General features: G+C 67.3%; 13 protein-coding genes, 2 tRNA genes and 1 pseudogene. 10 read left to right on the top strand and 6 right to left on the bottom strand.

The genetic code is table 11. The features are described from left to right. From FW784_RS07720 to tadA, 7 genes and pseudogenes are all read left to right on the top strand, one after another. Nucleotides 1–211 (top strand): annotated as a pseudogene (locus FW784_RS07720) (PQQ-binding-like beta-propeller repeat protein); the annotation flags it as partial. Between the two features lie 75 nt (nucleotides 212–286). Next, nucleotides 287–1,684 (top strand): ribosome biogenesis GTPase Der, encoded by a 1,398-nt coding sequence (gene der, locus FW784_RS07715; RefSeq protein ID WP_149352770.1) that lies wholly within the window; start codon nucleotides 287–289, stop codon nucleotides 1,682–1,684. A gap of 67 nt (nucleotides 1,685–1,751) precedes the next feature. After that, on the top strand, nucleotides 1,752–2,867 hold the full coding sequence (moeB, locus tag FW784_RS07710; RefSeq protein WP_149352769.1) for a molybdopterin-synthase adenylyltransferase MoeB: 1,116 nt from the start codon (nucleotides 1,752–1,754) through the stop codon (nucleotides 2,865–2,867). 60 nt (nucleotides 2,868–2,927) lie between these two features. Then, complete coding sequence (gene folD / locus FW784_RS07705) at nucleotides 2,928–3,812, top strand: bifunctional methylenetetrahydrofolate dehydrogenase/methenyltetrahydrofolate cyclohydrolase FolD (protein WP_149352768.1); 885 nt, start codon at nucleotides 2,928–2,930, stop codon at nucleotides 3,810–3,812. A gap of 112 nt (nucleotides 3,813–3,924) precedes the next feature. Further along, the gene (gene guaB, locus FW784_RS07700) at nucleotides 3,925–5,382 is read left to right on the top strand and encodes an IMP dehydrogenase (RefSeq protein ID WP_149352773.1); all 1,458 of its coding nucleotides are present in this window, start codon (nucleotides 3,925–3,927) and stop codon (nucleotides 5,380–5,382) included. Between the two features lie 87 nt (nucleotides 5,383–5,469). Then, complete coding sequence (guaA, locus tag FW784_RS07695; RefSeq protein WP_149352767.1) at nucleotides 5,470–7,038, top strand: glutamine-hydrolyzing GMP synthase; 1,569 nt, start codon at nucleotides 5,470–5,472, stop codon at nucleotides 7,036–7,038. A 100-nt stretch (nucleotides 7,039–7,138) separates the two neighbouring features. Then, entirely contained in the window at nucleotides 7,139–7,639 is a 501-nt protein-coding gene (tadA, locus tag FW784_RS07690) for a tRNA adenosine(34) deaminase TadA (RefSeq protein ID WP_268890895.1), read from the top strand. Here the strand turns inward: tadA and FW784_RS07685 are convergent. Next, nucleotides 7,620–8,078: a DUF2721 domain-containing protein gene (locus FW784_RS07685; protein ID WP_149352766.1), complete on the bottom strand. Its 459-nt coding sequence runs from the start codon at nucleotides 8,076–8,078 to the stop codon at nucleotides 7,620–7,622. The two genes, tadA and FW784_RS07685, sit on opposite strands and share 20 nt — an antisense overlap. 60 nt (nucleotides 8,079–8,138) lie before the next feature. On the opposite strand from FW784_RS07685, the gene orn reads away from it, so the two are divergent. Both orn and FW784_RS07675 read left to right on the top strand, forming a co-directional pair. Beyond that, nucleotides 8,139–8,708, top strand: coding sequence for an oligoribonuclease (gene orn, locus FW784_RS07680; RefSeq protein ID WP_149352765.1), 570 nt, complete (start codon nucleotides 8,139–8,141; stop codon nucleotides 8,706–8,708). 54 nt (nucleotides 8,709–8,762) lie between these two features. Beyond that, nucleotides 8,763–9,383, top strand: coding sequence for a hypothetical protein (locus tag FW784_RS07675; protein ID WP_149352764.1), 621 nt, complete (start codon nucleotides 8,763–8,765; stop codon nucleotides 9,381–9,383). A 41-nt stretch (nucleotides 9,384–9,424) separates the two neighbouring features. Here FW784_RS07675 and FW784_RS07670 read toward each other — a convergent pair. The 4 genes from FW784_RS07670 to ppsR form a co-directional block, all read right to left on the bottom strand. Next, nucleotides 9,425–9,500 (bottom strand) — tRNA-Glu (locus tag FW784_RS07670). A gap of 24 nt (nucleotides 9,501–9,524) precedes the next feature. After that, nucleotides 9,525–9,600, bottom strand: a tRNA-Ala gene (locus FW784_RS07665). 42 nt (nucleotides 9,601–9,642) lie between these two features. Beyond that, nucleotides 9,643–10,149, bottom strand: a complete 507-nt coding sequence (locus FW784_RS07660; RefSeq protein WP_149352763.1) for a DUF1249 domain-containing protein — start codon at nucleotides 10,147–10,149, stop codon at nucleotides 9,643–9,645. Nucleotides 10,150–10,236: 87 nt separating this feature from the next. Then, the gene (ppsR, locus tag FW784_RS07655) at nucleotides 10,237–11,058 is read right to left on the bottom strand and encodes a posphoenolpyruvate synthetase regulatory kinase/phosphorylase PpsR (protein WP_149352762.1); all 822 of its coding nucleotides are present in this window, start codon (nucleotides 11,056–11,058) and stop codon (nucleotides 10,237–10,239) included. 129 nt (nucleotides 11,059–11,187) lie between these two features. Here ppsR and ppsA point away from each other — a divergent pair, with 129 nt between their 5' ends. Further along, entirely contained in the window at nucleotides 11,188–13,566 is a 2,379-nt protein-coding gene (gene ppsA / locus FW784_RS07650; protein ID WP_149352761.1) for a phosphoenolpyruvate synthase, read from the top strand. A 92-nt stretch (nucleotides 13,567–13,658) separates the two neighbouring features. Here ppsA and FW784_RS14340 read toward each other — a convergent pair. After that, nucleotides 13,659–14,298, bottom strand: a 640-nt coding sequence (locus tag FW784_RS14340) for a tetratricopeptide repeat protein (protein ID WP_425481610.1), incomplete at its 5' end; no start/stop codon positions are given.

Here is a 14,298-nt window from a genome sequence, read left to right as displayed (position 1 = left end):
CCGCGATGTGACCGCGCCGGCCGTGGCAGGCGACGACGTCGTCGTTGGCGACCTCGACGGTTATGTGCACTGGCTGCGGCTGTCGGACGGCGCGTTCGCCGCCCGCATGCGCGCCGGCCACGACGCCATCCGCGCCACGCCCGTGGCGGCTGACGGTATCGTGCTGGTGCAGAACGTGGATGGCGGCCTGACCGCGTTCCGCGCGAAGTAAGCACACCGCGGGCCGCACGCGTGGTGCACCCACGCTGCGGCCCGTTTCGTTTCCGGAACCTCTCGAGGTCGCACCATGCTTCCGCTTGTCGCCCTCGTCGGACGTCCCAACGTCGGCAAATCAACGCTTTTCAACGTGCTGACCCGCACGCGGGATGCGCTCGTCCACGACCAGCCCGGCGTAACGCGCGATCGCAACTACGGCGTCGCGCGTCCCGAGGGGCGGCCGCCGTTCGCGGTGGTCGACACCGGCGGAATCGCGGGGCAGGAAGAAGGCCTTGCGGGGGCCACTGCGCGCCAGGCGCGAGCAGCTGCTGAAGAAGCCGACGTCGTGTTGTTCGTGGTCGACGGCCGCGAAGGCCCGTCCGCCATCGATGACGAAATCCTCGTCTGGTTGCGTCGTACCGGTCGCCCGACGCTGCTCGTCGTAAACAAGACCGACGGCATCGACGCGCAGCAGTCGCTGAATGAATTCGCGCGTTACGGGTTGTCGGATTCGATCGCGGTGGCCGCCGCGCATCGGCAGGGCCTCGACGCGCTGCTCGCCCGCATCTATTCGCATCTTCCCGACGCCGGCGTTTCACCGGTGCTCGACACCGATCCGTCGCGGGTGCGGTTGGCCTTCATCGGGCGCCCCAACGTCGGCAAGTCGACACTGGTGAACCGTGTGCTCGGCGAGGAACGCATGATCGCGTCCGAAGTGCCGGGCACGACGCGCGACTCCGTGTCGATCGACATGGAGCGCGACGGGCGCCTGTACCGGCTCGTCGACACCGCTGGCCTGCGCCGAAAGTCGCGGGTGGACGAGGTCGTCGAGAAGTTCTCCGCGTTCAAGACGCTGCAGGCGATCGAGCAGTGCCAGGTCGCGGTCGTGATGTTCGACGCCTCCGAAGGCATTACCGACCAGGACGCCACGGTGCTCGGGTACGCGCTCGATGCCGGCCGCGCGCTGGTGATCGCCGTCAACAAGTGGGACGGGCTGACCGACTACCAGCGCCAGCAGGCCGAGTCGCTGCTTTCGCGCAAGTTGAGCTTCGTGGAGTGGGCGGAGGCCGTGCGAATCAGCGCCAAGCACGGGTCGGGTCTTCGCGAGCTGTTCGCCGCGGTGCACCGCGCGCATGCGTCGGCGACCAAGGAATTCAGCACGAGCGAAGTCACCAAGGCGATCGAAGTGGCGTACGAAACGAATCCGCCGCCGACGGTGCGCGGGCACGTTCCGAAGCTGCGATTCGCGCATCCGGCGGGCAACAATCCGCCGACGTTCGTGGTGCACGGTACGCGTCTTCGCACACTCAACGACACGTATCGCCGTTATCTGGAAAACTTCTTCCGAAAGCGCTTCAAGCTGGTCGGCACGCCGGTGCGGTTCGTCTTCAAGGAGGGCACCAACCCGTTCGAAGGCAAGAAGAACGAGTTGACCGTGCGCCAGGTCGCGAAGAAGCGGCGCCTGATCCGGAACGCGAAGCGCAAGTAGTGATCCGTCGGTCGGATGGGCACCCACGGTTCGAACCGACGCCAGCGCGACGCACGCGCGGCACACTATGCGCATGATCCCCGCCGTTGATCCCGAGCAGGCCCGCGCCCGTCAGCACGAAGGTGCTGTCCTCGTCGACGTGCGCGAGCCGCACGAGCGCGCTACCGGCATGGCCGAAGGCGCGCTTTCCCTCGCGGCCGTCGAGCTGGCACAAGCGTTTCCGGACCGCGGGCGCGAGATCGGATTGATCTGCGAATCGGGCGCACGCTCGCATCGCGCCGCGCAGCAGCTCATTGACCAAGGCTACAGCCGCGTGTTCTCGGTCGAAGGTGGCACGCGACGCTGGCGCGCCGATGGCCTGCCGATCGTCGTGCCGGAAGGCGATGCGGACTTCTTCGATCGCTATTCGCGCCACCTGCGGCTGCCCGAGGTCGGGGTCGAGGGACAGAGACGGCTGCAGCAGGCGCGCGTGCTGCTGGTCGGCGCCGGCGGTCTCGGGTCGCCCGCGGCGTATTACCTCGCGGCGGCGGGCGTCGGCACGCTGCGCATCGCCGACGACGACGTGGTCGACCGCAGCAACCTGCAGCGGCAAATCCTGCATGCCGAAGCGCGGATCGGGCTGGCGAAAGTGGATTCCGCCGCAGCGACGCTTGGCGCGCTGAATCCGCGAATCTGCATCGAGGCGAAGCAGGAGCGCGTTTCCGCGCAGAACGTCGATGCGTTGCTCGACGGCATCGACGTCGTGCTCGACGGCGCCGACAACTTTCCCGCGCGTTACCTCCTCAACGATGCCTGCGTGCGCCATCGCAAGCCGCTCGTGTACGGAGCCGTGCATCGCTTCGAGGGCCAGCTCGCCGTGTTCGACGCCGGACGGCATCGCGGCGTGCAGCCCTGCTACCGTTGCCTGTTTCCCGAGCCGCCGCCGCCCGAAGCCGCGCCCAACTGCGCGGAGGCCGGCGTGCTCGGTGTACTGCCGGGGGTGATCGGCATGCTGCAGGCCACCGAAGTGCTGAAGCTGCTGTTGGCGATCGGAGAGCCTCTGTCGGGCCGGCTGCTGCATTTCGACGCGCTCGCGATGCGCTTCCGCGAGACGCGGATTCCGCCCGATCCCGCCTGCGCGGTGTGCGCGCCCGGCCGCGAGTTCGCCGGCTACATCGACTACGCGCGGTTCTGCGGCGGGTGAGATCGGGCGCCCGTGGGCCGCAGCGGCGATAATGCCTTCCCGTTTCCACCCCGCGCGCCGATGACCGACGACCGCACCACCGCCCGCATCCTCGACGGCAAGCGCATCGCGGAGTCGCTGCTCGACGAGTTGAAGGCGCGCGTCGATACTCGGCTCGCGGCAGGCGCGATGGCGCCCGGGCTCGCGGTGATCCTCGTCGGCGACGATCCGGCCTCGTCCGTCTACGTGCGCAACAAGCGTCGCGCGGCGCAGAAGGTCGGCATCCGCGCGGTCGACCACGACCTCCCGGCGGACACCGCCGACGAGGCGCTGCTCGCGCTGATCGACCGACTCAATGCCGACCCGTCGATCCACGGGATCCTCCTGCAGCTGCCGCTGCCGGATCGTCGCGACGCCACCGCGCTGATCAATCGCATCGACCCGCGAAAGGACGTCGACGGCTTCCATCCGCAGAACGTGGGGCATCTGGTGCTGCGCGAGTTCGGCTTGCGGCCATGCACCCCGCGTGGCATCACCACGCTGCTGGGCTATACGGACCAGCCGGTCAGGGGACGGACCGCGACCATCGTCGGCGTCAGCAACCATGTCGGCCGGCCGATGGCGCTCGAGCTGCTGATCGCGGGATCCACGGTCACCTGCTGCCACCGGTTCACGCCCCCGGACGTACTCGAGGCCGCCGTGCGCGGCGCCGATATCCTGGTCGTTGCCGTCGGCAAGCCCGGCCTCATTCCGGGCGAGTGGGTAAAGCCGGGTGCGGTGGTCATCGACGTCGGCATCAACCGTTTGGATGACGGCCGGCTCGTGGGCGACGTCGGCTTCGCTGCGGCCGCCCGCCGCGCCAGCTGGATCACCCCGGTGCCGGGCGGGGTGGGGCCGATGACGGTCGCCACGCTGATGGAAAACACGCTCGACGCGGCCGAGGCACTCGATTCGCACGGTGCCTGATCTTCGGGGAATCGCCGGCCAAGATTGGATAGCCTACCGGGCGATAGCCAGCGGTCGGCGTGCGACGCGGCGTCACGGTACAATGACGCGCTTCATCATCCAGGGGTCGCCCATGCTGCGCATCCAGGCCGAGGCATTGACCTTCGACGACGTGTCCCTGGTCCCCGCGCATTCCACGGTCCTGCCGAAGGACGTGTCGCTGACTACCCGCCTGACGCGCGACCTGACGATCCGGTTGCCGATCGTCTCAGCTGCGATGGACACGGTTTCCGAAGCACGCCTGGCCATTGCGATGGCCCAGCTCGGCGGTATTTCGATCGTCCACAAGAACATGTCGGTCGAGCAGCAGGCCGCGCACGTGGCGCAGGTCAAGAACTTCGAAGCCGGCGTGATCCGCGAGCCGTTCACGGTGGGGCCTGAAACCACCATCGCCGAAGTGCTGAAGCTCACTCGCGCCCGCAACATTTCCGGTGTGCCGGTAGTGGACGAAAACGGCCAGCTGGTCGGAATCGTGACCAGCCGCGACATGCGCTTCGAGAAGCAGCTCGACGACCCCGTGCGCAACATCATGACGCGCAAGGACCGGCTGGTGACGGTGCGCGAGGGCGCGGAGGACGACGAAGTACTCGGCCTGCTGCACAAGCATCGCATCGAGAAGGTGCTGGTGGTCAACGACGATTTCGCCCTGCGCGGGCTCATCACCGTCAAGGACATCCAGAAGAAGCGCGACAATCCGAACGCGGCGTACGACAGCGGCGGGCGTTTGCTGGTGGGCGCGGCCGTCGGCGTCGCGGGTGATACGCAGGCGCGAGTGGAAGCGCTGGTCGCGGCCGGTGTCGACGTGATCGTCGTCGACACCGCGCATGGGCATTCGCAGGGCGTGCTGGACCGCGTGAAGTGGGTCAAGACGCGCTTCCCGAACTGCCAGGTCGTCGGCGGCAACATCGTGACCGGGGACGCGGCGCTCGCACTGATGGACCACGGCGCGGATGCGGTGAAAGTCGGCGTCGGCCCGGGCTCGATCTGCACGACACGGATCGTCGCCGGCGTCGGCGTGCCGCAGATCACCGCGGTGTCGATGGTCGCCGAGGCGCTGCAGGATCGCATCCCGCTGATCGCAGACGGTGGCATCCGTTTCTCGGGCGACATCGGCAAGGCGCTGGTCGCCGGCGCGTCGAGCGTGATGATCGGCGGACTCTTCGCCGGCACCGAGGAATCGCCCGGTGAAATCGAGCTGTTCCAGGGCCGCAGCTACAAGAGCTATCGCGGCATGGGCTCGCTCGGCGCGATGGAGAAGGGCTCGAAGGATCGGTATTTCCAGGATGCCTCGGACGCCGACAAGCTGGTGCCCGAAGGCATCGAAGGCCGCGTGCCGTATCGCGGCCCGTTGAGCAACGTCGTGCACCAGCTCGCGGGCGGCCTGCGGGCCACCATGGGTTACGTCGGCTGCGCCACAGTCGAGGAAACGCGCACCAAGCCCAGCTTCGTGCGCGTGACCAGCGCCGGCACGCGCGAGAGCCATGTACACGACGTGCAGATCACCAAGGAACCGCCGAACTACCGCACGTAGTTCGCGCGTCACGATCGGACGGCGACGACGTCGCGCCGTCGCAAAGTCTCCGTCCCGCTTGCCGGGACGCACCGGAAGAGCGAGCGCGTGCACGACATCCACAGCGACAAGATCCTCATCCTCGATTTCGGCGCGCAGTACACGCAGCTGATCGCCCGCCGTGTGCGGGAACTCGGCGTGTACTGCGAGATCTGGGCGTGGGACCACAACCCCGCGGAGATCGCGGCATTCGCACCGAAGGGAATCATCCTGTCCGGCGGTCCGGAGTCCACGACGCTGCCCGGCGCCCCGTGCGCGCCGCAGGAAGTGTTCGACTCGGGCCTGCCCGTGCTCGGCATCTGTTATGGCATGCAGACGATGGCCGCGCAGCTCGGCGGCGCGACCGAAGCATCCGATGCGCGCGAGTTCGGACATGCCACGGTCGAGCTCGTTGCGCAGGATGCGTTGTTCGACGGTCTGAAGGATCATCCGGGTTCGCCGCCCAGGCTCGACGTCTGGATGAGCCACGGCGACCATGTGTCACAGGCGCCGCCGGGCTTCATCGTCACCGCGCGCACCGACCGCATCCCGGTCGCGGCGATGGCCAACGAGGCGAAGCGCTGGTACGCGGTGCAGTTCCACCCTGAAGTCACGCATACGAAGTCGGGGCAGGCGCTGCTGAGCCGGTTCGTGGTCGACATCTGCGGCTGCGCCACCCTGTGGAACGCTGCGAACATCATCGAGGACCAGATCGCCCGCGTCCGTACGCAGGTGGGGGCCGACGAGGTCATCCTCGGGTTGTCCGGCGGCGTCGATTCGTCGGTTGTCGCCGCGCTTCTGCACCGCGCGATCGGCGACCAGCTCACGTGCGTCTTCGTGGACACGGGCCTGCTGCGCCTCGAGGAGGGCGACCAGGTGATGGCGATGTTCGCCGAGCACATGGGCGTGCGCGTGATCCGCGTGAACGCGCGCGATCGCTACTTCGATGCGCTCGCCGGCGTCGATGACCCGGAGGCCAAGCGCAAGATCATCGGGCGGTTGTTCGTCGAGATCTTCGACGAGGAATCGAGCCGGCTCGCCAATGCGCGCTGGCTCGCGCAGGGCACGATCTATCCCGACGTCATCGAGTCGGCGGGCAGCAAGACCGGCAAGGCGCACGTCATCAAGAGCCACCACAACGTGGGCGGCCTGCCGGAGCACATGAAGCTCGGCCTCGTCGAGCCGCTTCGCGAGCTGTTCAAGGACGAGGTGCGCCGCCTGGGCGTCGAGCTCGGCCTGCCGCATGCGATGGTCTATCGGCATCCGTTCCCGGGGCCGGGGCTGGGCGTTCGCATCCTCGGCGAGGTCAAGCCCGAATACGCCGAGATCCTGTCGCGTGCCGACCATATCTTCATCGACGAATTGCGCCGCGCGGACCTCTACGACAAGGTCAGCCAGGCGTTCGCTGTGTTCCTGCCCGTGCGCTCGGTCGGCGTGGTGGGTGACGCGCGCGCGTACGAGTGGGTGATCGCGTTGCGGGCGGTGGAGACGATCGATTTCATGACCGCGCACTGGGCGCACCTGCCGCACGAGTTCCTCGGCAACGTGTCGAACCGGATCATCAACGAGGTGCGCGGCGTTTCGCGCGTTGTCTACGACATCAGCGGAAAGCCGCCGGCGACGATCGAGTGGGAGTGATGGCGGCGGTGCGCGTGACGGTCATCGGGTCGATGCGCACGCAGTTCCGGGCGACGGGCAATTCGCGTGATCGGCCGCCTCATTGCGGCCGACGACGCTCGTGAGCAGCGCCAGCCAAATCGACGACACCTACATGCGCGAGGCGCTGGCGCTGGCCGCGCATGCACGCGACGCGCACGATGAGATTCCGGTCGGCGCGCTGGTGGTCGACGCCGCCGGCAACGTGATCGGACGCGGCTGGAACCGCAATATCGGGGACCACGATCCGAGCGCGCATGCGGAGATCGTCGCGCTGCGCGAAGCCGGCGCGGCGCTGGGCAACCACCGCCTGCTCGGCGCTACGCTGTACGTGACGCTCGAGCCGTGCGCGATGTGCGCAATGGCCATGGTGCATGCGCGTCTCGCGCGCGTCGTATTCGGTGCCTTCGATCCGAAGACGGGCGCAGCGGGCAGCGTGTTCGACCTGCTCGGTGACGCACGGCATAACCACCGCGTCGAGATCGACGGAGGCGTGCTTGCGGACGAGGCGGGCGCGATGCTGTCGCAATACTTCCGCGCAAAGCGCGAACGCAAGCCGGCAGCTAGCGGTGATGCCGCCTGATTTCGTCGTCCAGTTCTTCGTCGAACGACCGCACCGACAGGCTCACTTCCATACCCAACAGCAAGCTGGCGCCCAGCAGGAATGCAACGCCAAGGAGCGCGAGCGCGGTCGGGAGCACGTCGAATCTGTAATGGAGGAAGGCGTCGATCGCGAGCGCAAGGCTCGTGCCGATGAAGCAACCCAGCGCCATGTAGAGCATCTGGCACGCGCGCAGCACGAGGTGCGCGCGACGGCGGTGCCGCCGCATGCGCGTCTCACGCGACGGATCGTTGGCCGTCGCATGCTTCCAGTCCTCGATGACGATGCGCAATCGGTCGACGACGCGTGCGAGCCGGGCATTCGCTGAGGCGAGGAGCGACCCCGTCGCGGTCATGAGCAAGGCCGGCGCGAGCATCGCCGTCAGGATCGCGTAGTGGCCGGCATCGAGCAGTGCGTTCATCGTGGTCGGGTCGTCTGGGCCGCTGCATTATGATGCGTCGACCCCGCACGGATGACGCAGATGAGCGACCCCCGCAGCCAGGACCAGCGCCTGATCTGGATCGACCTCGAGATGACAGGCCTGGACACGGACAACGATTCCATCCTGGAGATAGCGACGGTCGTCACCGACGCGGAGCTCAATATCCTTGCCGAGGGGCCGGAGCTGGCGATCGCGCATCCGGTCGCGCAGCTGGAAGCGATGGACACGTGGAACCGCAACCAGCACCGGCGCTCGGGGTTGTGGGAGCGCGTCGTCGCGTCGAACGTGTCGCTGGCCGACGCGGAGGCACGGACCGTTGCGTTCCTCGCGCAGTGGGTCGCTGCGGGCGCGTCGCCGATGTGCGGAAATTCGATCTGCCAGGACCGCCGTTTCCTGCATCGGTTGATGCCTCGCGTCGAGAAGCATTTCCACTATCGCAACCTCGATGTCAGCACGATCAAGGAACTCGCGCGCCGGTGGGCGCCGCAGGTGTTTGCGGGCGTTACCAAGGAGTCGGCGCATACCGCGCTGAGCGACGTTCGCGATTCGATCGCGGAGCTTCGCCACTATCGCCAGTTCATGGGCGCGCTGGGCGGCAGTTCGCAGTAGGGAACCGACGCCTTCAGATGCGGTCCGATCGCCTGCCAGCGTCAGGAGACGGAAGTGCCAGCCCAGGTGAAGGATCGCCGTGAATCCGCGGTCGTGTGGTCGATCGTGTTCCTGCTGCAGGCCGCGCTGGTCTGGCTGGTACTGCGGATTCCCGCGCCACTTGGCATCGCGGCGCCGGATGACGCGCTGGTCGTCGAGTTCATCGCGCGTTCCGTGGCAACAATCGAACACTCGACCACACGCCGCGAACGGCGGCCCGCTCGCCGCGGCCTCGCGTACGGCGTGAGCGCGCGGCTGGATCGCGCGACACGCGTTGCGCCTGGCGCGCCGGATGCGCATGTGTCGCCTGATGCCGGCGTTGCGGCGGATGCGCCTCTGGATCTGCGCTTGCCACCGGGCGCCGTACCCGTACCCAGGCTCCGTCGCGATAGCTTCGCGCGCGCCGCGCCGATCGAGGCGCAACCCACGAGGTTCGCGACGGCGTGGGTACCCGAAGGCAACGCGTTGCGGCAGGCGTCGTTCCACCACGTGATCGTCGCGGGAGCGCTGATCGCATTCGGCGGTCCGCCGCGTCATTGCAGCGAGGTCGAGCGTCGCCTGCGGAAAGCCAACTGCCTGCCGCTGGACGGCCAGGATGACGACGACGAAGCGCTGCGGCGCAGCCTGGACCCTTAGGCCGGACAAACAAAAACCCGCTTGCGCGGGTTTCTGTAGTCTGGCGTCCCCACGGGGATTCGAACCCCGGTGTCCACCGTGAAAGGGTGGTGTCCTAGGCCTCTAGACGATGGGGACGTGTCTGGTGTCAGCCTTGTTGATTGGTGGAGCCAGCCGGGATCGAACCGGCGACCTCTACAATGCCATTGTAGCGCTCTCCCAGCTGAGCTATGGCCCCACGCGCTGAGAGCCGGCATGTTAGAGAGCGGCCGCGGATGCGTCAAGCATCTTGCACGATCGCGTCACGCTCGATGCGGGCAAGCGGCCCTTCGAATTTGAGCGTGCGCGTCGAATGCCCGCGTTCGGCGAGGTATTGCAGCCACTTGCCGAGAAACGTGTTCATTTGCATTCGGTGGCCGAGCAGCCGTTCAGGCGTCGGATTCAGGCCGATGACGTCCTGCCAGCGGCGCCCGACGTAGCAGTGGGTCGCCTCGGCCTGTTTGGCGTCGTGGTACAGGCGCACGTAGGCCGACGGATCGGATTCGCCAGTGACCGGGTCCGTCATCGCGTAGCTCAGGCGCACCTCGGTGGTGTAGGGGTGCTGGCCGATCACATCCACGCGCAGCGCCACGCCGTCGCCGATATCGGATATCCATCGCCCTTCGGACAGGTCGCGCATATCGAAAAGCCGCGCGAGGCGGCCGTGGTTCTCGGCGTACAGCGCCATCAGCCAGGCGAAGCGGCCGAGCCGTGGAACGAGACGCTTGCGGGCGGCGACAGAGGTCATGGATCGACTCTACACGCGGCCCGTCCGCGTCGGTGCGACGCGTCCCGACGCATTCAGGCGCGGATACGGCAACCCGTGATCCGGTCCTCAGAACATCTCGCGCTGCAGCCCGAGCGATGTCAGTACCTTGCTCGCGATCTCCTCGATCGACGTATGCGTCGTGCTGAGCGTCGGGATCCGCTCGGCGCGGAACATCGTTTCGGCGGCCGACACTTCGCGACGGCACGTCTCCAGCTGCGCGTAGCGGGAATTCGGGCGACGCTCCTGGCGTATCTGCTGCAGCCGCGCGGGATCGATCGTCAGGCCGAACAGCTTGTCGCGATAGGGTCGCAGGCGCGGCGGCAGGCGATCCTGCTCGAGGTCTTCCTCGGTCAGCGGATAGTTGGCCGCGGAAACGCCGTAATGCAGCGCCAGATACAGGCAGGTGGGTGTCTTGCCGGCGCGGGAGACCGCGACCAGCACCAGGTCGGCCTCCGAATAGTCGAGGCTCTGGCCGTCGTCGTGGGTCAGGGTGAAGTTGATCGCGTCGATGCGGCGGTGATAGCGCTCGAAGTCGACCATGCCGTGCGCGCGGCCGACGTGCCGCTGTCGGATCTGGCCGAGTTCCCGCTCCAGCGGCTCGATGAAGGGCGCGAACACGTCCAGCATCAGTGCGCCGCTCTCGACCAGCGCTGCGCTCACTTCGGCGTCCACGCACGAGTTGATCACGATCGGTCGTACACCATGGCGTACGCCCGCTTCGCGGATGCGCGCCACGGTGTCCGCGGCGCGCTCGAGCGTGTCGACGAACGAAATCCGAGTGGTATCGAACTGCGTCTCGGTGAACTGGGTCAGCACGCTGTGCCCGATCGTCTCGGCGGTGATGCCGGTGCCATCGGAAACGTAGAAAACGGGTCGGAGCTGGCTCATCGACATGCGCGCCATGCGGTGGTCGGACAGAAAACCCCGGCAAATCAAGCTTGTATGCGCGGGACACAGCGGCGATCATATCTGCAATCCGCCGCTAGAACGCGCTCGGAAACCTCTTCGGAGAAGGTCTTGGACGAGAACATCCTCTGGTTGAACGCGCTGCGCCTGACGGATCTGGCGCGCGTCGGTGGCAAGAATTCATCGCTCGGCGAGATGATCGGCCACCTGGCCGGTCTGGGCGTCTCGGTGCCCGGCGGTTTTGCCACCACCTCGGAGGCTTTCAAGGCCTTCATCGCGCACAACACGTTGCACCAGCGCATCTTCGACCGGCTGGCGACGCTCGATGTCGAGGACGTCCAGGCGCTTACCGCGGCCGGCGGTGAAATCCGCAGCTGGGTGATCGACGCGCCGCTGCACCCCGAGCTCGACCGCGACATTCGCCACGCGTATCGCCGCCTGTGCGCCGAGAACGGCGGCGGTGACGTCGCGGTGGCCGTGCGCTCCTCGGCCACCGCCGAAGACCTGCCGGACGCGAGCTTCGCCGGTCAGCAGGAGACGTTCCTCAACGTCACCGGCGAAGAAGACGTGGTGCACAAGGTCAAGGAGGTCTTCGCCAGCCTCTACAACGACCGCGCCATCGCGTACCGCGTGCACCACGGGTTCAAGCACGAAGACGTGTTCCTTTCCGCCGGCGTGCAGCTGATGGTGCGTTCCGACGTGGGTTCGTCCGGCGTGCTGTTCACGCTCGACACCGAGTCCGGGTTCCGCGACGTCGTGTTCGTGACCGCGAGCTACGGTCTCGGCGAAATGGTCGTGCAGGGTGCGGTGAATCCGGACGAGTTCTACGTCTACAAGCCGACGTTGCGCGACGGCAAGAAGGCGATCCTGCGACGCACGCTCGGCGCCAAGCAGCTGCGCATGGTGTATTCCCACGTGGACGGCGAGCGCGTGCGCACCGAGCCCACGCCACCGGAGCTGCAGAACCGCTTCTGCATCTCCGACGCGGACGTGGAGGAGCTGTCCCGGCAGGCGCTCGTGATCGAGCAGCATTACGGCCGTCCGATGGACATCGAATGGGCGAAGGACGGCGTCACGGGCAAGTTGTTCGTCGTGCAGGCGCGCCCCGAGACGGTGAAGTCGCGCGCCCATGCGACGCAGATCGAGCGCTACCAGCTCATGAAGCGCGGCGAGATCGTCTGCGAAGGCCGCGCGATCGGCCAGAAGATCGGTAGCGGCGTCGCGCGCGTCGTCCGAAACCTCGACGACATGCAGAAGGTGCAGCCCGGCGACGTGCTGGTCGCTGACATGACCGACCCCGACTGGGAGCCGGTGATGAAGCGCTCGGCGGCCATCGTGACCAACCGTGGCGGCCGCACCTGCCATGCCGCGATCATCGCGCGCGAACTCGGCGTGCCTGCGGTCGTCGGTACCGGCAACGCGCTGGACACGATACGTGACGGCCAGATGGTGACCGTCAGCTGCGCCGAAGGCGACACCGGTTTCATCTACGACGGCGAACTCCCGTTCGACCGCAACGTGGCCGACCTCGAGCACATGCCCCCGGCGCCGCTCAAGGTGATGATGAATGTCGCCAATCCCGAGCGCGCGTTCGACTTCGCCATGCTGCCGAACGCTGGGGTGGGCCTTGCGCGCCTGGAGATGATCATCGCCAGCCACATCGGCGTGCATCCGAAGGCGTTGCTGGAATACGACAGGCAGGATCCGGAGACCAAGAAGAAGATCGACGAGAAGATGGCCGGCTATTCGAGCCCGGTAGATTTCTACGTCGACCGCCTCGCCGAGGGCATCGCGACGATCACGGCGTCGGTGGCGCCGAACCCGGTGATCGTGCGTCTGTCGGACTTCAAGTCGAACGAGTACGCGAACCTCATCGGCGGCAAGCGTTACGAGCCTCACGAAGAGAACCCGATGATCGGGTTCCGCGGCGCGAGCCGTTACGTCGACCGCTCGTTTGCCGCCGCCTTCGCGCTCGAGTGCCGCGCCGTGCTGAAGGTGCGGAATGAAATGGGCCTGAAGAACTGCTGGGTCATGATCCCGTTCGTTCGCACACTGGACGAAGGCCGCAAGGTCGTCGAGGTCCTGCGCAGCAACGGGCTCGTGCAGGGCGAGGACGGGCTCAAGATCATCATGATGTGCGAGGTGCCGTCGAACGCACTGCTGGCCGACGAGTTCCTCGAGATATTCGACGGCTTCTCGATCGGGTCGAACGATCTCACGCAGCTGACGCTCGGCCTCGATCGCGATTCCGGGATCGTCGCTCACCTGTTCGACGAGCGCGACCCCGCGGTCAAGAAGCTGCTGTCGATGGCGATCCAGGCTGCGCGCGCGAAGGGCAAGTACGTGGGCATCTGCGGGCAGGGGCCGAGCGACCACCCGGACCTGGCGCAGTGGCTGATGGAGCAGGGCATCGAATCGGTGTCGCTGAATCCGGACACGGTGGTCGATACGTGGCTGCGCCTTGCGAAGGCGAAAGCCGCATCGGGCTGAGTCGCCTGACGAAGTGAAAAAGCCCCGCTCATGCGGGGCTTCTTCTTGCAGGACTATCCGCGATGGCCGTCAGGTGCGTGGGTACGCAGCGCCTACTGCCGGACGTGATCGATCAGAAGCGTGGCGCGTCCATTCGACTGGACGACCTGCGAGGGCGACTCCGCATCGCCCGCCGCCGCGTTCGCCACGCCGGTACGCGAGGCCCGCGCGAGCACTTCGACCTTGGCGAGTTGCGAGAGGCGCCGCGTAGGCATCGGACTGTCGGCATCGCTGAGCGTGATGTCCGCCGGCAGCGCCGAGACCGACAGGCGCCGCGCAGCCACCGGCATCGGCATCCCGCCCGGCTCGCGGGCGACGACGAATACCACGGCCTGCGGCGGCAGGGTGCGACGCAGGGCGGGCGAGATGTCGACATGTACCGTCAGCGCCCGCGCAGCGGGTACCGCACTCGCCGGAAGCGCGGACAGCCCGGCGTCGGCACGCGCGGCGTCGATCTGCGGACGAAGCGCCGCCGCGGTTCGCGGATCGACGTCCGCCAGCAACGACTGCCACGTCGCCGCGGCATCCGCGGGTTTACCCGACTGCCGCTGTGCGACACCGAGGAACCAGCGCGACCTTTGATGCGACGGCTGCATCGCCAGCGCGCGTTGCAGCAGCGCGACGGCCTCGTTGTCGAAGCGGTGCGCGGGATCAGCGAGGGCGCGCGCCTCCGCGGCCTGCGCCAGCAGATCC

Origin of the sequence: Cognatilysobacter lacus (genome assembly GCF_008274655.1) — a bacterium.
GTDB lineage: Bacteria > Pseudomonadota > Gammaproteobacteria > Xanthomonadales > Xanthomonadaceae > Cognatilysobacter > Cognatilysobacter lacus.
The sequence above is the reverse complement of the archived record's forward strand: the minus strand, read 5'-3'. Positions and strand labels throughout refer to the sequence as shown.